General features: G+C 52.7%; 18 protein-coding genes. 10 read left to right on the top strand and 8 right to left on the bottom strand.

From position 1 onward, the window contains the following. A partial coding sequence (locus TALK_RS19740; protein ID WP_085620880.1) for an ATP-binding protein occupies nucleotides 1-1536 on the top strand: 1536 nt, incomplete at its 5' end. Here the strand turns inward: TALK_RS19740 and TALK_RS19735 are convergent. The 3 genes from TALK_RS19735 to TALK_RS19725 all read right to left on the bottom strand — a co-directional run bounded on the left by TALK_RS19735 (nucleotide 1533) and on the right by TALK_RS19725 (nucleotide 4261). Beyond that, nucleotides 1533-2720: a vWA domain-containing protein gene (locus tag TALK_RS19735; RefSeq protein ID WP_085620879.1), complete on the bottom strand. Its 1188-nt coding sequence runs from the start codon at nucleotides 2718-2720 to the stop codon at nucleotides 1533-1535. The genes TALK_RS19740 and TALK_RS19735 overlap by 4 nt on opposite strands. A gap of 6 nt (nucleotides 2721-2726) precedes the next feature. Then, the gene (locus TALK_RS19730) at nucleotides 2727-3572 is read right to left on the bottom strand and encodes an AAA family ATPase (RefSeq protein ID WP_085620878.1); all 846 of its coding nucleotides are present in this window, start codon (nucleotides 3570-3572) and stop codon (nucleotides 2727-2729) included. Nucleotides 3573-3646: 74 nt separating this feature from the next. After that, nucleotides 3647-4261 carry a TetR/AcrR family transcriptional regulator gene (locus TALK_RS19725; RefSeq protein ID WP_085620877.1) on the bottom strand — a complete coding sequence of 205 codons (615 nt, stop codon included), beginning with the start codon at nucleotides 4259-4261 and terminating at the stop codon, nucleotides 3647-3649. Nucleotides 4262-4400: 139 nt separating this feature from the next. Here TALK_RS19725 and TALK_RS19720 point away from each other — a divergent pair, with 139 nt between their 5' ends. The 8 genes from TALK_RS19720 to TALK_RS19685 all read left to right on the top strand — a co-directional run bounded on the left by TALK_RS19720 (nucleotide 4401) and on the right by TALK_RS19685 (nucleotide 12457). Next, a complete protein-coding gene (locus tag TALK_RS19720; RefSeq protein WP_085620876.1) occupies nucleotides 4401-5498 on the top strand; it encodes an ABC transporter substrate-binding protein in 1098 nt (365 codons plus the stop codon). 126 nt (nucleotides 5499-5624) lie between these two features. Further along, entirely contained in the window at nucleotides 5625-6488 is an 864-nt protein-coding gene (locus TALK_RS19715) for an ABC transporter permease (protein ID WP_085620875.1), read from the top strand. Between the two features lies 1 nt (nucleotide 6489). After that, nucleotides 6490-7281, top strand: a complete 792-nt coding sequence (locus tag TALK_RS19710; protein ID WP_085620874.1) for an ABC transporter permease — start codon at nucleotides 6490-6492, stop codon at nucleotides 7279-7281. Next, the gene (locus TALK_RS22445; protein WP_085620873.1) at nucleotides 7278-8396 is read left to right on the top strand and encodes an ABC transporter ATP-binding protein; all 1119 of its coding nucleotides are present in this window, start codon (nucleotides 7278-7280) and stop codon (nucleotides 8394-8396) included. Before TALK_RS19710 ends, TALK_RS22445 begins: the two co-directional genes overlap by 4 nt. 3 nt (nucleotides 8397-8399) lie before the next feature. Next, nucleotides 8400-9125, top strand: a complete 726-nt coding sequence (locus TALK_RS19700; protein WP_085620872.1) for an MBL fold metallo-hydrolase — start codon at nucleotides 8400-8402, stop codon at nucleotides 9123-9125. Between the two features lie 24 nt (nucleotides 9126-9149). Next, nucleotides 9150-10574: an aldehyde dehydrogenase family protein gene (locus TALK_RS19695; protein ID WP_085620871.1), complete on the top strand. Its 1425-nt coding sequence runs from the start codon at nucleotides 9150-9152 to the stop codon at nucleotides 10572-10574. 127 nt (nucleotides 10575-10701) lie between these two features. Then, the gene (locus tag TALK_RS19690; RefSeq protein ID WP_085620870.1) at nucleotides 10702-11418 is read left to right on the top strand and encodes a hypothetical protein; all 717 of its coding nucleotides are present in this window, start codon (nucleotides 10702-10704) and stop codon (nucleotides 11416-11418) included. 196 nt (nucleotides 11419-11614) lie between these two features. Further along, nucleotides 11615-12457, top strand: coding sequence for a tetratricopeptide repeat protein (locus tag TALK_RS19685; RefSeq protein WP_085620869.1), 843 nt, complete (start codon nucleotides 11615-11617; stop codon nucleotides 12455-12457). 53 nt (nucleotides 12458-12510) lie between these two features. On the opposite strand, the gene TALK_RS19680 is transcribed toward TALK_RS19685, so the two are convergent. Together TALK_RS19680 and TALK_RS19675 are read right to left on the bottom strand one after the other, a co-directional pair. Beyond that, on the bottom strand, nucleotides 12511-13788 hold the full coding sequence (locus TALK_RS19680) for an MFS transporter (RefSeq protein WP_085620868.1): 1278 nt from the start codon (nucleotides 13786-13788) through the stop codon (nucleotides 12511-12513). Between the two features lie 60 nt (nucleotides 13789-13848). Next, on the bottom strand, nucleotides 13849-14604 hold the full coding sequence (locus tag TALK_RS19675) for a TetR/AcrR family transcriptional regulator (RefSeq protein ID WP_085620867.1): 756 nt from the start codon (nucleotides 14602-14604) through the stop codon (nucleotides 13849-13851). Between the two features lie 263 nt (nucleotides 14605-14867). On the opposite strand from TALK_RS19675, the gene TALK_RS19670 reads away from it, so the two are divergent. Further along, nucleotides 14868-16220, top strand: a complete 1353-nt coding sequence (locus TALK_RS19670; protein ID WP_085620866.1) for a DUF2254 domain-containing protein — start codon at nucleotides 14868-14870, stop codon at nucleotides 16218-16220. Between the two features lie 233 nt (nucleotides 16221-16453). Here the strand turns inward: TALK_RS19670 and alaS are convergent, their stop codons facing one another. The 3 genes from alaS to TALK_RS19655 form a co-directional block, all read right to left on the bottom strand. Further along, entirely contained in the window at nucleotides 16454-19108 is a 2655-nt protein-coding gene (gene alaS / locus TALK_RS19665; RefSeq protein ID WP_085620865.1) for an alanine--tRNA ligase, read from the bottom strand. 112 nt (nucleotides 19109-19220) lie between these two features. Further along, nucleotides 19221-19742: a GNAT family N-acetyltransferase gene (locus tag TALK_RS19660; RefSeq protein ID WP_211274854.1), complete on the bottom strand. Its 522-nt coding sequence runs from the start codon at nucleotides 19740-19742 to the stop codon at nucleotides 19221-19223. Nucleotides 19743-19780: 38 nt separating this feature from the next. Further along, on the bottom strand, nucleotides 19781-20086 hold the full coding sequence (locus tag TALK_RS19655) for an NIPSNAP family protein (protein WP_085620864.1): 306 nt from the start codon (nucleotides 20084-20086) through the stop codon (nucleotides 19781-19783). Nucleotides 20087-20137: the final 51 nt, after the last annotated feature.

Raw genomic sequence — 20137 nt, 5'->3', positions numbered from 1 at the left:
ATGAGCCATGAAATTCGCACCCCGATGAATGCCATCCTCGGAATGTTGCAACTGACACAGCAAACCAACCTTACGGCAACCCAAAGCGATTTTCTTGCCAAGGCACAAGGCTCTGCGAAATCACTGCTCAGAATACTGAATGACATACTCGATTACTCGAAAATCGAAGCCGGGAAGATGGAACTGGACTTTCACGACTTTGAGTTATCTCAGTTGCTTGAGGATCTCGGAAATATTCTTTATGGCTACGATCAGAACAATGAAACTGACCTTGTTTTTGATATCTCGCCGGACCTTCCCGAAAGATTGATAAGTGACAGTCTCAAACTTCAACAGGTCTTAATCAACATTGCCGGAAATGCGTTGAAGTTTACCCAAAACGGATATGTCTGCATTTCGGTTTACCCCGTGAAACGCACACAAACGGCACCCGCAAGACTTCGCTTTGCAATTGAAGACACCGGAATCGGCATTTCCGATGAACAATTATCACGCCTGTTCACCGGCTTTACACAGGCAGAGGCATCGACCACCCGCCGATTTGGTGGCACAGGTTTGGGCTTGGTCATTAGTCAAAGCATCCTGTCCGCACTTGGCGGAACGGTAGAAGTTAAAAGCCAAATAGGAAAAGGCAGCATCTTTTCATTCGAACTTGATTTCGACCTTCCACCCTCTGCAAACCAAGAGCCCGATCTCACCGAAAAGATACATTCTGGGGAAAGCGTTTATCTCTTGTCCTCGATGGATTATGCCGCACCAATTTATCAGCGATCCTTGGAATTATTGAAATATGATGTGACGACAATAACTTCTTTGGCCATATTGAAAGCTGCAATGCACAATCGCAGCATTGAAAACTCGACGTCGATGTCATTCGTCGTTGATGAACATCAATTATCCGATGATAACGCCCGTGATCTCGTGAAATTCCTGTCTTTGACAAATGCAACAAACGCACAGGTCGTTTCACTTTCCCGGGGCAAAAGCAAACTTCGGCAGATTGATGAAAAATTACGGTTGAGGAACATTCAGAAACCTTTCATTTCCAAACAACTTCATGCCGCACTTGAAGGCAGTCCAAATCAACGTGACACGCACGACACTATACCCCCAAATCCACAACCTTTACGTCTTGAAGGTTTGCGCATTCTTGTGGTCGAAGACAACACCCTAAACAGAGAAGTTGCCAAAGGCTTATTGCAAAGCGAAGGAGCAATCGTTGACTTGGCCCTGAATGGTGCCGACGGGGTCGAAAAAGCACTGGCACCTGATTGCACTTACGACTTTGTCATAATGGATGTCCAAATGCCCGTGATGGACGGCCTGGAGGCAACCCGCGAAATCAGAACGTTCAAAACAAAAATAGAACTGCCGATTATTGCAATGACGGCAAATGCTTCACATGCTGATCGGGAAGAATGCCTTGCTGCTGGCATGAATGAACATTTAGGCAAACCGATCAATCTTGACGAGTTCGTTTCTTTAATGGTCAGAATCAAGGGAACCGGCTCAATGCCTCAGGCACTCAACACCTAACGGTTAAGTTCGCCTGTCATACGATCCAGCCCGTCAAGGGTTAACGGATACATCCGGCCTTCCATCAGTTTATGCATGATCTGGATGGAGCCGTGATATTGCCACCAGTTTTCCACCTGTGGGTTGATCCAGGCAGCGTGCGGGAAATGATCCAGCAAGCGTTGCATCCAAACCGCCCCGGCCTCGGCATTCCAATGTTCAACCGCCCCACCGGGATAGGTGATTTCATAGGGGCTCATGGTGGCATCGCCGACAATCACCAGTTTGTAATCCGCGCCATAGGTATTGATCACATCCCAGGTCGAAACCTGATCGCTGCGCCGACGCGCGTTATCCTTCCACAATCCTTCATAGGGGCAATTGTGGAAATAGTAATATTCAAGATGCTTGAACTCGGTTTTGATCGCGGAAAACAGTTCTTCGCAGACTTTGATATGGTCATCCATCGACCCACCAATATCGAACAGCATCAAGACCTTGACCGCATTATGCCGTTCGGGGCGCATCTGCACATCAAGCCAGCCCTGGCGTGCGGTTGATGTGATGGTGCCCGGCAAATCAAGCTCGTCTGCCGCCCCGGTGCGGGCCCATTTACGCAGGCGACGCAGGGCAACCTTAATATTGCGCGTGCCAATTTCGACACTGTCATCAAGGTTCTTAAACTCGCGCTTGTCCCACACCTTGACCGCGCGGCGATGACGCGATTTATCCTGTCCGATCCGCACCCCTTCGGGGTTATAGCCATAGGCCCCAAACGGCGATGTTCCGGCGGTGCCGATCCATTTATTACCGCCCTGATGACGGCCTTTTTGGTCCTCAAGCCGCTGCTTTAGGGTTTCCATCAGCTTTTCCCAACCGCCAAGGGCCTCGATCTCGGCCTTTTCGGCGTCGGTCAGGAATTTTTCGGCAAGCTTGGCGAGCCATTCTTCGGGGATATCGGCCTTGGCAACTTCATCCATGCCCTCGGCCAGATCAACCACGCCCTTGAAATGTTCGGAAAAGACCCGATCAAACTTATCAAGGTTGCGCTCATCCTTCACCAGTGCCGCCCGGGCAAGGTAATAGAAATCCTCGACCGCGTAACCGGCCAGACCCTTTTCCACCGCCTCGATCAAGGTCAGATATTCGCGCAAACTGACCGGAACACGGGCGTCTTTCAGCTTATAGAAAAAGCCGGTGAACATGATGGTTTAACGCCCTTCGCGCCGGGCCATAAAGGCAAGCCGTTCAAACAGATGCACATCCTGTTCGTTTTTAAGCAACGCCCCATGTAGGGGCGGCACGGCGGTTTTGGCATCCTTGGCGCGCAGGATTTCGGGCGAAAGGTCTTCGGCCATCAAAAGCTTAAGCCAATCGAGAAGTTCCGAGGTTGATGGCTTTTTCTTCAATCCACCGACGTCGCGGATGTCGTAGAACAGGTTCAGGGCCTCGCTCACCAGACGTTTCTGGATATCGGGGAAATGAACATCGACGATTGCCGCCATGGTTTCCGCATCCGGGAAGCGGATGTAATGGAAGAAACAGCGGCGCAAGAACGCATCAGGCAGTTCTTTTTCATTATTCGAGGTGATGATCACAATCGGACGGTTGACCGCCTTGACGGTTTGCTGCGTTTCGTAAACAAAGAATTCCATCCGGTCGAGTTCTTGAAGCAGGTCATTGGGGAATTCGATATCGGCCTTGTCGATCTCGTCGATCAGCAAGACCGGGGCGCTTTCATCCTCGAACGCTTCCCACATCTTGCCCTTGACGATGTAATTGGCAATGTCATGCACGCGCGCGTCACCAAGCTGGCTATCGCGCAAACGCGAAACCGCGTCATATTCATAAAGACCCTGCTGGGCGCGGGTGGTGGATTTAATCGACCAGGTGATCAGTTTCTTGCCAAGTGATTTTGCAATTTCTTCGGCCAGAACCGTCTTGCCGGTACCGGGTTCACCCTTAACCAAAAGCGGCCTTTGCAAGGTGATTGCGGCATTTACGGCCACCATCAAATCCTCGGTCGCGATGTAATTTTCCGTACCCTGAAATTTCATTTTGCCCTGCAATAGAGGTTGACGTTTACGTCAAGTTAAGGGCAGGAACCGTCCGGGGCAAGGGGTGATTGGTATTAGACCGTAATCAAGGATGCCAAGGGCGCATTTTGGCGGGCAACGGCACTTTTTAGCCCCGCAATGTCCAATTCTTCGTCCTTTACGAACTCGATAAACATCATATTGACGTTGTTAAACACCATTTCCCCCACCGCATCGCAATCAACATCCTTGCGAACAATCCCGCGTGTTTGAAGGTTTCGCACCAGATCACAGACCTGTTTGGACAGGCGATGATCAAGGGCAGTATAGCGCTTTGAAAACGGGGAATCGGGCTGAGCAATTGAAAGCGACATCGCCGTTCGCCACATTTCCTTGGAAAGATAAGTCAGCGAGTGATCATAATATTTGCCGATCAAATCGGCGAATGCCCGGCCAACATCAAGATGATTATGGGCGATGAGGGTTGCACCAGATGTCAGCACCTCCTCGACCTCCATCGAGACGGTCGCCATCAGCATGTCACCCTTGTTTTTATAATAGTTATAGAAGGTCCCGACCGATACACCGGCCATATCGGCAATGTCTTCGATCCGGGCACTGTCGTAACCGACATCGCGAAACAAACTGGTCGCGGCCGCAAGAATGCGGCGGTTCTTATCCGCTTTTTTTTGGGCGCGCAAACCGGTCATTGGGCCTCCGAAAACTGAACGGGTTCAAAATTTACATTGACTCAAAAAATGAACCCATTCAATATTTTTCTCAAGGCGCCGTCATGAGTGCCACCAAGACCCATAAGGGAGGCCTCAACATGTATTCAGGGAGAGCCGAATGTTTCGTCACGTTTCCACGGGAATTACCCGGAAAAAGTTACTGACCGGTGCCGCAACCATTATTGTTGGTGCCGTTGCCGTCGCAACGCAGCCCAACCCGGCACAGGCCACCGAAGAACTGAACGCACTTGTCTGGTGCGACCATACCGACCCGGCCTTGCTGGCGCCGTTCGAAGAAAAATACGACGTCAAAGTCAATCTGAAAGAATACGAAGGCACGGGGGCGGGTCTTTCGATTATCGAACAATCACGCCCCGGCGACTGGGATGTATTTGTGATTGACGGTGTTGATGTGCACCGCGCGGTCGACATGGGATTGCTGGCCGAAATTCCGGCCGATGCCCTGCCGACTTCCGATATCTTTCCCGAAGTTGTGATGGCAGAAAACAACGTGGTTGATGGCAAAACCTATGCCGTGACCGAAAAGTTTGGCTACAACACGATTTCGTTCGACAAGACCAAAGTCGATCCCAAGGACATGGAAGACATGTCGGTGATCTGGTCGGATAAATATACAGGGCGCATTGCGGTTTATGACTATTACCTGCCGGTGATCGGCTTGGTCGGGCTGGGCCTTGGCATTGATACCGCCGATTTGGGCACGGATGATATGCCCGCGATTAAGGAAAAACTGTTTGCGATGAAAAAAGTTGCCAAACAGGTTGGTGAAGTCGTGTCATCGCAAACCGCCCTTGCCACCGGCGAGGTTGATATTCTGGTTGGCGGCGGCGAATGGATTACGGCGGTACTTTCCGAAGACAAACCGAACCTTGACTGGATTATCCCCAAACAGGGGGCGCTTCGCTGGGCACAGTCGATTGGTGTGATGAAAGACAGCGCCAAGCCCGATCTGGCACTTAAATTCGTGCAATATATCCTAAGCCCGGAAGGCCAGTCGAAGCTTGCAACATCGTCTTGTTATTGGGGGATGCCCGCCAATGCCAAAGCGGGTGAACACCTTAATGATGCGCAAAAAGCCGCCCTTCGCTGGAACGATCAGGCGGGTTATCTTAAAAACTCGCAGCTTTATCCGATCCCGGATGAAAATCTGGATGCCCAGATGCAAGATGCCTGGGTCGAGATGCTGCAACAATAATCCGTCCGACACCCCACAGCTTTTGCAAGCCGGAATACTTTGCCTTGCCCCGCTTTGCGCTAAGCTTTGTGATCACCACCGCGTCAATGCCCCCGCGTATGAATGCAGGCGCCAAAGGATAGTGCGATGGCTGCTGCCAGTCTTGAAGATCAGGAAAACCGCAAGGCATGGGGATTTGTCACCCCGGCCCTGTTATGGACGATCTGCTTTTTCGTGATCCCGTTTATTGTCATGACCGCGATCAGCCTTGCGACCCGCACAGGGCGCGAGATCGTCATGGCGTGGAACTTTGACAATTACATCACCTTTTTCGAAAAGGCCCACTTGCTTAAGGGGCTTTTTGTCTCGCTTGAGATCACCTTTACCGTCACGATCATATCAATTCTTCTGGCCTATCCACTGGCATGGATTATTGCCGAACGGGTACCGCAGAAATGGCAACGCATGGCACTTATCCTTGCGGTTTTGCCATTCTGGACCAGCTATGTCGTGCGGTCCTATTCCTGGTTGCTGGTGCTGGCGAAAAACGGGGTGATCAACAATACGCTGATCTGGATCGGTGTCATTGCCGAACCGCTTGAAATGGCAAGTACCCGATCCGCAACAATCATCGGGTTTGTGCATTTCTTTGTGATGCTTTTAACCCTTACGATCTATGCCAATCTGGTTCAGATGCCGCCAAATTATCGTCGTGCAGCGGCTGATCTTGGTGCCAATGGTTTTCAGGTATTTTGGCATATTGTCTTGCCGCTGACATTGCCCGGCATCATGGTCGGGGCGTTTTTGACCTTTGTGCTATGCATCGGGGATTATATCACCCCGCAAATCCTTGGCGGCAATAACGAATTGGCCCTGCCACAGATCATCATGCTGCAACTGGGACGCCGGGCCGATTTCCCGATGGCCGCCACCCTGTCGATTGTGCTGATGGGAGCCGTAACCCTAGCCTATATCGCCTGTGCACGCTGGCTTAAGATGGAAAGGACGTGACATGATTTCATCACGGTTTTCCAAGGTTATTTCCTGGGCCTATCTGATCGCGCTTTATGGCTTTATCTTTCTGCCGGTCATTGTTCTGGTGCTGTTTTCATTTCAGGATGGTCGCCTGCCCGTACCACCCTTTAACGGCGCGACCCTTAAATGGTATGGCGAGGTTTTTGCCGATAACCGCCTGATGGCGGCCCTTGGCAATTCGTTGATGGTTGCGATTGGATCGTCACTCGTAGCCTGCGTTCTGGGATTTTGCGCGGCATATGGATTGGCGCGGTTTGTCCTGCCAGCATCGCGGTTGCAGCGTGGCATCCTGATTGCGCCGATGACGGTCAGCTATCTGATCATCGCCCTTGGCCTATTATCGACGTTTAACTGGATCGGAATTTCACTGTCACTTTGGACGGTCGGCATCGGCCATGTGGTGATCAATCTGCCGTTATGCTTTGCGATTATCTATGCCTCGATGGGGGACCATCAGAAAAACATCGAACGGGCCGCGCGTGACCTTGGCGCCAAGGAATGGCAGGTGATGACACAGGTCACGGCCCCGATGCTGATGCCATCAATCCTTGCGGCATTTTTCCTATCGGTCACGTTTAGCTGGGATGAATTCATCATCGCATTTTTGCTGTCGCGCTTTGACGTGACGCTTCCGGTGGAAATCTGGAGCCTCCTTCGATCCGGGCTTAATCCCAAAACCAATGCGATTGGCAGCGTTGTTTTCTTGTTTTCGATTGCGCTGCTGCTTGTTCTTGAACTGCTTGTTTTCAGAAGGACGGCCAAGAAATGACCGCACCTGTTTCCATCCGCAATGCGACAAAAACCTTTGGCGAGTTTACGGCCCTTAATGATGTCAGTCTGGAAATCGAGGCGGGCGAGTTTATCGTTCTTCTGGGGCCATCAGGCTGCGGCAAAACGACATTGCTGTCGCTTTTGGGCGGGTTTCTGTCACCGACCCGTGGCACCATTGCGATCAATGGCCGGGATATGGGCGATGTTTCGCCGTCCAAACGCCCAACCACGACAATGTTTCAAGATTACGCCCTGTTCCCGCATATGACATTGCGCGACAATGTCGCCTTTGGCCTGAAGATGCGCAAAATTGGCAAGACCGAACGCCATGCCAAGGCCTGCGAACTTCTTGACATGGTCGGGCTTAAGGCATCTGCGCTGAAAAAGCCGCACGAACTTTCAGGCGGCCAGCGCCAGCGTGTTGCCCTTGCCCGTGCATTGGCCGTTGAACCCGATGTTTTATTGCTTGATGAACCGCTTGGCGCGCTTGACCTTAAACTGCGCCGCCAGATGCAGGACGAACTTAAAGCCATCCAAAAACGAGTGGGCACCACATTTGTTCATGTTACCCACGATCAGGAAGAAGCCATGGCAATTGCGGATCGGATCGTGGTGATGAATGCCGGAAAGATCGAAGATGTCGGGCGGCCTGAAGATATCTATATGCGGCCCAAAACCCTGTTTGCCGCCAGTTTCATGGGCGAGGTCAATTTTATCCCCGCCACTCTGAAAGGACGCGACAACGGCATGGCAGAAATTGACAGCATGCTGGGCTCGATTAGCCTGCCTGAAACGATACTTGCCAATGATGCCCTGCCCGATCAGGGCCCCATGACCCTTGCCATCCGCCCCGAACATTTTCGCGGGGTCAGCACCGGGGCGGAACGCATGACACTGGGATCGGCAAAGATTGCAGACGGGGCGTTTTTCGGAACGCATTATCGTGCCCATCTGGCCCCGATTGCAGCACCAGATATGGTCATCACCGCCCATATGCCGCAATCGGCCAATATTGAACCGGGCACCATGGTTGAACTTTCCATTGATCTGGCATCTATCATTGCCCTGCCCGGTCATCCGCAAACGCCCGCTGATCCGGCAACACAGGGATAAGATATGGAACGCGCCAAAGCTCAGGACTGGTATCGCGTCAAACGTCTTGATGACGATATCACCGCGATTTCAGAACCGTTTATCGAAGAATTTTACCGCTGCAATATCTGGCATGTGCGGGGGCGTGATTGCGACATGCTGGTCGATAGCGGCATGGGGGTTGTGTCTCTGACGGAATGGGTGCCTCTTGTCACCGAGAAATCGGTTCAGGCCGTTGCCAGCCATACCCATTTCGATCACATCGGTTGCCATCACGAATTTGATCATCGCCTGTGCCACCGCGAAGAAGCCGAAATTCTGGCCCATCCGAGCCGCAAAAACACACTGGCCGATCCCTATGTTACCGATGATATCTTTAACCGCCTGCCGCCTGAACCCTATTGTGCAAGTTGCTATTCGGTCAAAGGGGCAGCGGCAACACGGATCGTTGACGATGGTGATGTGATTGATCTTGGCGACCGGGTGTTTGAAGTCATCCATACACCGGGTCATTCGCCGGGCGGCATCGCCCTTTGGGAAGCCAAAACCGGCATCCTGTTTTCTGGTGATATCGTTTATGACGGTCCCTTGATCGAAGACACCTATCACGCCAATGCCGCAGATTACCTGTCATCAATGAAACGACTTTATGACTTGCCGGTGCGCATCGTACATGGCGGACATTTTCCAAGCTACGGCGCCAAAAGGCACCGCGAAATCATTGAAAACTGGCTAAAAGACAAGGCCTGAGGCCCGAGAAAGGACGCAATCATCATGCAAGACGCCACCAAATTCTATATCGACGGCCAATGGGTCACGCCGCTTTCATCGGAACGCATGGAAGTCATCAACCCGGCCACCGAAGGCGTGATTGCGAAAATCGCGCTGGGCAATGAAGATGATATCAACCGTGCCGTTGCCGCCGCCAAGCGCGCCTTTGAAACCTATAGCCAAACCAGCCTTGATGACCGTCTTGCCCTGCTGGAAAAACTTCTGCTGATCTATAAGCGCCGCTATGACGAAATCGCCGCCACCATCACAGCCGAACTTGGCGCACCGATCACCATGTCACGCGAACAACAGGCCGATGTCGGTGTCAGCCATCTTGAAGATTTTATCACTGCGCTTAAGAAGTTAAAGACCCGGGATACGCTTTATAACGGTGAAACCCTGTTGCGCGAGCCCATCGGGGTTTGTGGCCTGATCACGCCATGGAACTGGCCGATCAACCAGATCGTGCTTAAAGTCATTCCGGCATTGGCAACCGGGTGCACCTGTGTGTTGAAACCCAGCGAATTCACCCCGCTTAATGCAATACTTTACGCCGAAATGATTGACGAGGCAGGGTTTCCGGCCGGCACATTCAACCTTGTAAACGGGGCCGGGCCGGTGGCAGGATCGGCCATGTCCAAACATCCCGACATTGCCATGATGTCGTTTACCGGATCAACACGCGCAGGCAAGGCAATCACTCGTGATGCGGCCGAAAACGTCAAACGCGTCACGCTGGAACTTGGCGGGAAATCGCCCAATATCGTTTTCGATGATGTCGATATCAAAGATCGGATCACCTATAGCGTCCTTGATGTGTTTAACAATTCCGGCCAAACCTGTGATGCACCAACTCGCATGCTGGTTCAAAAGTCGATCTATGGCGATGCAGTTGCGATGGCCAAACAGGTTGGTGATACTGCGCGCGTCGGTGATCCGACACTTGAAGGCGATCATATCGGCCCACTGGTCAGCCATATCCAGTTTGACCGGGTGCAAAGCCTGATTAAAGCCGGGATCGACGAAGGCGCGACCCTTTTGGTTGGCGGCACGGGCAAGCCCGATGGCATCAACGAAGGATATTTCACCAAACCGACAATCTTTGCCGATGTCAGCCCGGATATGCGCATCGCGCGCGAGGAAATCTTTGGCCCGGTGATCTGCATGATCCCGTTCGAGACCGAGGAAGACGCCATCGCGATGGCCAATGATACGCCATACGGCCTTGCGGCCTATATCCAGACCCAAGATGATGCCAAGGCCGAACGTGTTGCATCAAAACTGCGCGCCGGCATGATCCGCATCAATGGTGCCTTCCCACGCCCGGGCAGCCCGTTTGGCGGATACAAGCAATCTGGCAATGGTCGTGAAGGCGGGCTTTTCGGGCTTGAAGATTTCATGGAAATCAAAATGATCCATCGCCCGTAACGGATTAATCGGGGCGGCAGGAAGATGTCGCCCCACCCCATTGCATAAGCTACCCCCACTATGGATAGTTCCCCCTTTCGAAACAACGCCCTAGAACATTAAGGGGACATTTGAAAAGGGGAACTCGATGATTAAGAAACTGGTCGCAATGGCCGCCCTGATGCTGCTCGCAGGATGCGTGACAGCCACAAGCAAATTTGAAGAAGAAATGCCAGTTGGCACCGTTTTGACCGGTGTTGCCAGTGCGCCGCAGGGGGATATTCTGTTACCACCGGGCAATTGGACCGTTGTCGGGAAGAATATTACGCGCAACAACAGCTATCAGGCGTTCGGCCATGTCGTATTGGCCCGCATCGGCAACGATAAACACCTTGATGGTCTGATCATGTATATGACCGCACTGGAAACCGGCATGGGATATGCGTTTTATTCCTCGTCCTATTGTGATCCGGATAGTGACACGATCTATCACCATAAAAGTTCTAATCAGGAACTCGGCAACCAGAAGTGCTTTTTCATTGAAGACTGGAACTTGAATGTCTCATCACAGGCCAGTCCCGAGATATTACAAGCGGAAGTCTATTTCGACTTACATGATATTAAAAAACCAAGCTCGATGCTGTTCACAAGCTATCGGGTTGCGCGGCGTAACAAACTTCTGATCGCGCAATATGGCTTTAACTATCGCCAAACCGGCGATGAAATGTTGCCGGGTTATACGCCTGCATCTGTTGAAGATTACGGCAAACCGTTCGGTACCGCGCTTTGGAAAGAAAACCTTGAAACCGTGATTGCATGGTCCAAGGAAAACGAAGACCTGATCGCAACAACCTTCCTTGACTAGAACATGTTGCCCAGAATCATATCAAAGCCCCCGGAAATTCACGGGGGCTTTTTTGTGTAACCTTCCCCTGTGATAGCAGTCATTCACAGGTATGGATCAGGGGTGGTAATGAATGGCCCACGGCCTATAATCCCATCGCCATTCGATAGAACCAAAAATTTGGACGTGAAATGACCACCACATCAGGAGACTTTGCATGACCACGATGTCCTTTGCGGATATGGGTCTTGCCGCGCTTAAGAGGCGCCAATACGACGCCGCAATCAATATGTTACGTCAGGCTTTGGGCGAAGATGAAGATAACGCCAAGGCCCGGTTCGGGCTGGCCCGTGCCCTTCATGAAAAAGGATCACTGACCGAAGCACTGAATGAATATCGCACGGTGCTGCAATCTGATGCCGGTCACGAAGAATGCCTGCATCACATTGCACGCGCCTTGCTTGAATATGGCGATGCCCGTTCTGCGTTGAACCATGTCGATATTATCCTGCGCAATCACCCAACCGATCCGGATTTACTGGTGCTGCGCGGACAGGCCTTGCTGGAACTTGGTCAGCCCGACTATGCGCTTAGCGCATTTCAAAATGCGTCCCATCACAACCCGGGCAGCGCAATTATCCACCGCCTGATCGCACGTACGCATCGTGCGAATGACGACATCGAAAGTGAACGCCGCGCCATCGAACAACTTTTGCGGATTAACCCATCATCGTTAATTGCATCAAACGATATTGGGGTAATCAATCTGCGCGAAGGCCATCTGATCGCAGCGTTTGAAGCGTTCGAACTAATCCTGAGCCAGGCCCCCGACAATGCCGAGGCCGCCCTTAACCGGGCGATCACCCTGACCCTGATGGGGGATATGGATGACAAGGCGATCTGGGACCGGGTGATGGAAATTTGTGCTGATCTGGACGGGATTGATGAAACCCGCGCCTTGGCCGACGAATTGGCCAAACTGCCGGGCAAGGACCGCAAAGACAGCAAAAAAGCCCCGGCATTGATTGCGCGTGCGGCCCTTGCACCGATTGATATCTGACCCAGTCAGTTATGCCAGACGTTCCTGTGGTTTTATGCCGTGGGAACGTCTGCTTAAACCTCTGCTGAAACCTCTGCTGCCTTGCGGTCATCAAAACCGGCTGAAGCCTGACGCACGCGTAACCATCCCAAGATGCCAATCACGCACAGCATGGCCGCAATGAAGCCAAGGAAAAATGGCGCATAGCTTGCAATACCGGCCAAAACCCCACCGATCAAAACTGCCACCGCCTCGGCCAGAACATGGGCGGAGCGATACACGCCAAGCGCCTGCCCCTGTTCATGTTTTCCCGCCGCGTTCGAAATAAACAGGCTGGTTGTGACCTCGCACCAGGCAATGCCAAATGCCGCCAGACACATCGGCACGAAAATCCAAACCAATCCATCCGGGATCAGGAAAGTAACAAGGCCGATCCCCAGAAACAAATGCCCAAGCGCCCCGACACCGATCAAACCGCAAATCTTTTGCGCCCGATCCACCGTCAGTCCGGCCAGGATCAGCGGGATCGAAATGATGGCCGAACACATGCCAAGGAAACTGCTGGTGACGTCGTAATTTTGCACCAGATAGACACCGAAAAAGGCAAAGAAGATATAAACCGCGATGTAACTGAAAAACGAAATCACGTAACCGGGCAATAATTCCGGGTCCTTGATCGTTGCCCAGACCGTGCGGGTCACAGGTGCTGTCATGCCCTTTTCCGTCCCCCGTCGACGCGCATATTCGGGAATGCGCAAGACCACAAAAACCACCAGCAAGTTAAAGCCATACATGCCTGCGGCAAAAAAGAATGGCCAGGATACGTTAAAGGATGGGTGAATGGTCGGGTCCGAGAAAAAGCCCCCCATCAGCGGACCAATGATCCACCCCACATTGATCGCCACTGTGATCAGGCCAAAATTGCGCACCTTGGTTTCCGGGCGGCTGATATCGGATGCAATGGATTGGGCAATCGCCATATTGCCCTCGCACAGGCCCGACACAAATCGCCCGGCCAGAACCAGCGGAAGGTTTGCCGTGGCGACACCCCATGCCGTGACCAGATACCCGCTGGCTGCACCAAAAAGCGACGCCATCAAAACCGGACGACGCCCGATCCGATCCGACACCCGGCCCAGCCAGGGCGCCCCGATAAACTGCCCGATGGGATAAAGCGCCATGGCAACGCCAAGCAACATCGTGCGGTACTCGGTCGGCACCGACGGATCCAGAAACCCCAATTCGGGTTTCAGGAACATCGGGCTGAACACCGGATAGGGCAGACTGAAACCGGCAAAACCGAACAGCACGGTCAAAAAGACCGCCGACATGGTTTTGGTTTCCTGGGACATCGGGTGTGAACTCCGTAGGGCGTTTTGGCTGGCGATTATGACGAGTTTAAAAACCGGAATTTATGGCTGATGATCTGCATAGCGTTGGGCAAGGTCGTGCACGATCTGACGGGCATTATCCACATGCCACCCGGCCCCAAAAAGCAAATCAGCCAGACTGTCACAGAAAATATCAATCGCATTCCCGCGCAGTTCGGCACCGTAATGGCGATCGGTAATTTCCGACAGCACCAGCGCATTCATGCCAAATGAAAGCCCCCAACTGCCAAGATTCAGGTTCCGCGTTCGGGCGATTTCTTGGTAGGAAATACCAAGTTCGGCCGCAGCATCGGACAAAAAGCTTTGGAACATTTCGGTAATCCGTCCGATCCCGGCCAGTTGGCTTTGATGATGCGATGGTGTCGCGCGTTTCCAGATCGATGGGGCAAGGGCCAGATATTCTGCCTCAAACAATTGCGGATGCTCGATGGAGAACCGGATATCAAGCAGGCTGGCGACAATGAATTTTTCCATCGCACTGCCATCGTGGGCGCGCGCATGATCGAAAAACACAGCACGTTTTTGCCCTGCCATAATCGCCAGACCCAGCAACAAATCTTCCTTACTGGCGAAATGAACATAAAGCGTGCCGACCGAAATCTCACATTCCCGCGCCAAATCAGACATTTTCAATTCGAAAAAGCCATATTCCGCAATCAATTCACCTGCGCGTTCAAGGATCATCTCCTCGCGCTTTTGGCGCTTTTCGATGCGGTTTATCCGTTGTTTAACGGGCCGGAAATCCGGCTGTTTTTCCGGGGGACTTTGCGGGGGCATATCCCTGCTTTCTTTATTTAATGACGAAAAATCGAATTTGGTTCATTATTTAGAAAAGAGCAATCACCTTTCATGCATGGGTGCCATCCCTGACTTTCTATGCGACAGTCAAGACGCCATTTTTTGGGGAAAAGATGACCGAATTAATCAATCCCGGCCGGAACTGTTAAGCACGAAACACGTTTCCATCATGAGATCACGTACCGCGCCCCGTCATATAAGCCAAGACCAGCAATCGTTACCCACAAAAGGCCACAACCAATATGTTTCAGCGTTTTATCCGCATATGGGAATTTCTGGCCTATAGTCTGTGGCTGTCACCGTTGCTTTTTGCCGCAGGCGGGGCGGTGCTTGCCGTATTGCTGATCCAAATTCCCAATGAGGCTGCAAATAGCATTCTGCCGGTATTTTGGCCCCGTTTTGATCAGTTAGCGACCGTACGTGACCTGCTGGGTACCTTATTGGCAACCCTTGTCACGGTGACGACTTTTGCGCTGTCCATCACCATGGTGGTCCTGACATTGGCGGCCGGGTCGCTTGGCCCGCGCATGATCCGAAATTTCATGGGCGACAGTAAAACCCAAAATGCGCTTGGGATATTTGTCGGCAGTATCCTGTTTTTGATCACATCCCTGATGTTGATGGGGGATGCGTCGGAAATCGCCCCGGCCCTGCAAGTTGTAACAACAGCTGGCATTGCGCTGTTTGTGGTCTGTGTTTTCGTCCTGATCCTGTTTGTTCATCATCTGGGGCGATCCATCGTCGCAGATGAAGTCATCCAGCGGGTTGGAAACAACCTTGAAAAAACAATCGCATCGGCCAGCAACACCTTGAATGATCCAATAAGGGCGGCGGAAAAGGCGCAGATCACCTTACCTGACACATTGGACATTCCGGATCAGGAAGCCCTTTACGCGAACCATTCGGGGTATGTGCAGGGAATTGATTACGAAAAACTGCGTGACGTTGCGCAGATGCAAGATATCTGTGTGTCATTGATGGTGCGCGCCGGACAACACGTGATCAAAGGTGAAATTATCGGTCAGATTTCCACGACATCAACTGCTGAAACACCCCAGACAGCCCCAGCGACCTGCCAATCCAAGATTGGCGACCATATCCTGATCGGCAATTACCGCACCGCCATGCTTGATATTGAATTCGCCCTGCGACAATTGGTCGAGCTTGCCTTGCGGGCATTATCGCCGGGCGTCAATGATCCATTTACGGCCATTGCCGTGATCTATCGGTTGGGCCGGACCCTGCCCCACGCCATGGCATTTCGCTATCCGGTTGGTATTTGGCGTGACGGTGATGACACCATCCGCATTCAGGCCTTGTTATCGGATTTCACCGGTATGCTTGGCGCAGCATTTGATCAAATCCGCCAATCGGCAAGTGCCAAGCCCGATGTGCTGTTGCCGATGGCCGAAATCATTGAAAGCCTTCTGAAACTGGCAAAAACCGACCATCAACGCATCATGTTACGCGATCATGCACGTATGATCCTGCGGGCGGCAAACCGCGACATTCCCGAAAAAGCCGACCGTAACGCGGTTGAAACCGCCATTAACCGTATCCTGCGTTGCCAAGGCAATACGCCCCCCTCGCAATAGCAACGACCATGTCGGTTTTACATGGCAAAACAGCAATATCGTCAGGTTACCTTTTGTGGGTTCTGCCAGAGTAATACCGCCCCCGAACACCGTGTGGGGCGGGGCTTGAACCTTGACTGGCAATTAATCAAACCAAAACCAGATCCGCCTATGCGCAAGCATGCATATTGGCCTCCACACCAAAACAAAAGGAGACCCGAAGGTCCCCTTTTTAAAATTCCATGTCCAATGGATCAGCCCGCAAAAGTTGCCTCGATCGCGGCAAGTGCCGCATCGGCCTGATCGGCATCAGGGCCACCGCCCTGTGCCATATCCGGGCGACCACCGCCACCCTTGCCGCCGAGTTTTTCAACGCCGACACGGACCAGATCAACCGCGCTGAATTTACCCGCAATATCCTGGGTCAAGCCAACCACGATGGATGCCTTGCCACCATCGGTCGAAATCAGGGCGACAACGCCCGATCCCATCTGATTGCGAAGTTCGTCAACCATGCCTTTAAGTTCTTTGGCCGGAATACCGTCCAGAACACGCAGGGCAAGCTTGGTGCCATTGACTTCCTTAAACGCATCCGCGCCCGACGTTCCGCCCGAACCCGCCGTTGCCAGCTTCTTGCGCAGGTCGGAAACTTCGCGTTCAAGCTTGCGACGTTCTTCCTGCAACGATTTGACACGTGCCGGAACGTCTTCGGGGGCTGCTTTCAGATCCGCCGCAATAGTTTGCAGCACACGATCACGGCCAGCCATATAATTGGCGGCATCCGGCCCGGTCAGGGCTTCGATACGGCGTACACCGCTTGAAACAGCGCCTTCGGACACGATCTTGAACATGCCGATATCGCCGGTACGTTTGACATGGGTACCACCGCAAAGTTCCAGCGAATAGGCATGTTCTTTGGCCTCTGGCAGGCCCATCGATACAACACGGACTTCATTACCGTATTTTTCGCCAAACAACGCCATTGCGCCCAGTTCAATCGCTTCGTCCGGGGTCATCAAACGGGTACTGACTTCGCTATTTTCGCGGATCAAACGGTTGACATCAGCCTCGATCACAGCGGCTTCTTCGGCCGTTACGGGCTTGGGATGCGATACGTCAAAGCGCAGGCGATCCTTGGCCACCAACGAGCCCTTTTGGGTGACGTGATCGCCCAGGTGCTTGCGCATCACCGCATGCAAAAGATGGGTTGCCGAATGGTTGGCACGAAGTGCGGAACGGCGCACATTATCAACGCGAAATTCAGCCGCATCACCAACCGAAACTTCGCCCTCGACAATTTTGCCAAGATGAACATGCAGCGCGCCGAGTTTCTTTTGGGTGTCCGTGATGTTAATCACGGCACCCTTTTCGGTTTTGATCACGCCAGAATCGCCTTGCTGACCACCAGATTCGCCAAAGAACGGGGTCTGATTGGCAACAATGGCCACCTCGTCGCCCTTGGAGGCGGTTTTGGCTTCGGCACCGTCCTTGATCAGGGCGGTGATCACACCTTCGGCGGTTTCCGTTTCATAGCCAAGGAACTCGGTCGCACCGTCGCGGTCATTGATATCAAACCAGACTTCTTCGGTGGCGGCTTCGCCCGAACCGGACCAAGCGGCACGCGCCTTGGCTTTTTGTTGTTCCATCGCGGATGTAAAGCCGTCTTCATCAATCGCAATTTTGCGCGGTTTAAGCGCATCCTGCGTCAGATCAAGCGGGAAGCCATAGGTATCATAAAGTTTGAACGCCACGTCACCCGAAAGGGTCGCGCCCTCGTCCATACCATCGGTCGCGTCGTCAAGCATCTTAAGCCCGCGATCAAGCATGGTTTTAAAGCCATGTTCCTCAAGCTTCAGTGTTTCTTCGATCAAGGCCTGAGCGCGGAGCAATTCCGGAAAGGCACCGCCCATTTTACGAACCAGTGCAGGAACCAGTTTGTACATCACCGGATCTTGGCTTCCGATCATGTGCAAATGGCGCATCGCGCGGCGCATGATACGGCGCAACACGTTACCGCGACCGGCATTGGACGGCAAAACGCCATCCGCAATCAGGAAACTGGTTGATCGCAGATGATCGGCAACCACGCGGTGCGACACATTATGCGGACCATCCGGATCGGTATTGGTGGCATCGGCCGATGCTTCGATCAGCGCCCGCATCAGATCAATGTCATAGTTGTCGTGCTTGCCCTGCAAGACAGCAGCAACACGTTCAAGCCCCATGCCGGTATCAATCGACGGCTTTGGCAAATCAACGCGTTCGCCACTGGCCATCTGTTCGTACTGCATAAAGACGAGGTTCCAGATTTCAATGAACCGGTCGCCATCTTCGTCTTTGCTGCCCGGGGGGCCGCCCCAGATTTTGTCACCATGATCAAAGAAGATTTCCGAACATGGGCCACAAGGACCGGTATCGCCCATCGACCAGAAATTGTCCGATGTCGGGATACGGATGATGCGATCATCGGAAAGACCGGCGATCTTTTTCCAAAGACCGTGCGCCTCGTCATCGGTGTGATAGACGGTCACCAGCAGCTTGTCGGCTGACAGGCCGTATTCCTTGGTCATCAGGTTCCAGGCGAATTCAATCGCATTTTCCTTGAAATAATCGCCAAACGAAAAGTTGCCAAGCATTTCAAAGAAGGTGTGGTGGCGGGCGGTATGCCCGACATTTTCAAGATCGTTATGCTTGCCCCCGGCACGCACGCATTTCTGCGAGGTGGTCGCACGTGAATAATCACGGTGCTCCTGGCCGGTGAAAACGTTCTTGAACTGCACCATCCCTGCGTTGGTGAACATCAAGGTCGGATCATTGCGTGGCACCAGCGGGCTGGAAGACACGACCTCGTGGCCGTTCTTGCCAAAGAATTCCAGAAACGTGGTGCGAATATCGTTAACGGTCTGCATCTCTCTCCAACCCGGAAAACGCGGAACAAACACAATCGGCCTTCGACCGATGCGACTGCCCTATTTAGCGGCTCGGCCCTGCTCTGTCCAGTCGGGCTGCGGGGTTCGATGCCTAAAAGACGCGTTTAAAGCGATATCTGTTCATGCTTTTGACGAAATCGCACATCGCAAACCCGTATTTTTCAAGCAATCGGCGTGACGGAATATTCTCGGGATGGGCAAAGGCGGTTAGTTCGGGCAACGCATATTGATGTTCTGCCTGCCAAAGTGCCGTCGTGACCAATTCACCGCCAAATCCACGCCCCCAAACATCGGGATGGAAATAATAACCGATTTCCGGCCCCCATCCTGGATCAAACGGATCGGTATAAATACCGCCCCATCCCACAATCTGATGATCGGATTTCTGTCGGATCACCCATGGGACAAAGCCATCCCGACGACGAAACCATTCATGGACCAAAATACGCTTGCGACAAGCCGCATATGACGGATCAACATGGGTATATCGCATCGCCTGCCGGTCACCCAGAAAGGCATAAAGCCCATCAATATCACCGCCCCGCGATGCGCCCAGCAACAGGTTTTTTGTTTCAATGATCTGTGATGCGGAGGCCTGATATCGCTTTGTCACAAGGCGGCTTTCATCCCGACACGCATTATTTTCAGGGCTTAGTCCAGCACCGGGCGCATGAAGCTCCGGTCATAACTGATGATGCTGCGATTACGCTTTTCAAAGTCCAGCGTTGCGACACAATCGGGGTCATCGGCCATACGGTTGCGGTAATCTTCATAGGCCGCAAGACTTGGAAAACTGAACAGCGCATAGGCGATGTTGCTTGTCCCTTCGTGAGGCAGGAAATACCCATGATGGGTGCCGCCCATGCGGTTAACAATCGGGATCCAGCGCCGGGCATAATCCTCGAACTCGGGGATTTTATGCGCGTCGATGACATATTTCAGATAGCACGTGATCACGTCAGTATCCCTTTAGCCCGATAACACACGCGAAGGCGCACAAAGGGGCGG

It is taken from the genome of Thalassospira alkalitolerans (genome assembly GCF_002115745.1).
GTDB classification, from domain to species: Bacteria; Pseudomonadota; Alphaproteobacteria; order Rhodospirillales; family Thalassospiraceae; genus Thalassospira; species Thalassospira alkalitolerans.
This window is presented reverse-complemented; position numbering and strand designations above follow the sequence as displayed.

Excerpts from the sequence above, each read along its gene's own strand:
- TALK_RS22445 (WP_085620873.1), top strand. The coding sequence starts at position 7,278 with ATGACCGCACCTGTTTCCATCCGCAATGCGACAAAAACCTTTGGCGAG.
- TALK_RS19695 (WP_085620871.1), top strand. The coding sequence starts at position 9,150 with ATGCAAGACGCCACCAAATTCTATATCGACGGCCAATGGGTCACGCCG.
- TALK_RS19685 (WP_085620869.1), top strand. The coding sequence starts at position 11,615 with ATGACCACGATGTCCTTTGCGGATATGGGTCTTGCCGCGCTTAAGAGG.
- TALK_RS19675 (WP_085620867.1), bottom strand. The coding sequence starts at position 14,604 with ATGCCCCCGCAAAGTCCCCCGGAAAAACAGCCGGATTTCCGGCCCGTT.
- TALK_RS19690 (WP_085620870.1), top strand. The coding sequence starts at position 10,702 with ATGATTAAGAAACTGGTCGCAATGGCCGCCCTGATGCTGCTCGCAGGA.
- TALK_RS19720 (WP_085620876.1), top strand. The coding sequence starts at position 4,401 with ATGTTTCGTCACGTTTCCACGGGAATTACCCGGAAAAAGTTACTGACC.
- TALK_RS19700 (WP_085620872.1), top strand. The coding sequence starts at position 8,400 with ATGGAACGCGCCAAAGCTCAGGACTGGTATCGCGTCAAACGTCTTGAT.
- TALK_RS19725 (WP_085620877.1), bottom strand. The coding sequence starts at position 4,261 with ATGACCGGTTTGCGCGCCCAAAAAAAAGCGGATAAGAACCGCCGCATT.
- alaS (WP_085620865.1), bottom strand. The coding sequence starts at position 19,108 with ATGCAGACCGTTAACGATATTCGCACCACGTTTCTGGAATTCTTTGGC.
- TALK_RS19735 (WP_085620879.1), bottom strand. The coding sequence starts at position 2,720 with ATGTTCACCGGCTTTTTCTATAAGCTGAAAGACGCCCGTGTTCCGGTC.
- TALK_RS19670 (WP_085620866.1), top strand. The coding sequence starts at position 14,868 with ATGTTTCAGCGTTTTATCCGCATATGGGAATTTCTGGCCTATAGTCTG.
- TALK_RS19730 (WP_085620878.1), bottom strand. The coding sequence starts at position 3,572 with ATGAAATTTCAGGGTACGGAAAATTACATCGCGACCGAGGATTTGATG.
- TALK_RS19710 (WP_085620874.1), top strand. The coding sequence starts at position 6,490 with ATGATTTCATCACGGTTTTCCAAGGTTATTTCCTGGGCCTATCTGATC.
- TALK_RS19715 (WP_085620875.1), top strand. The coding sequence starts at position 5,625 with ATGGCTGCTGCCAGTCTTGAAGATCAGGAAAACCGCAAGGCATGGGGA.
- TALK_RS19680 (WP_085620868.1), bottom strand. The coding sequence starts at position 13,788 with ATGTCCCAGGAAACCAAAACCATGTCGGCGGTCTTTTTGACCGTGCTG.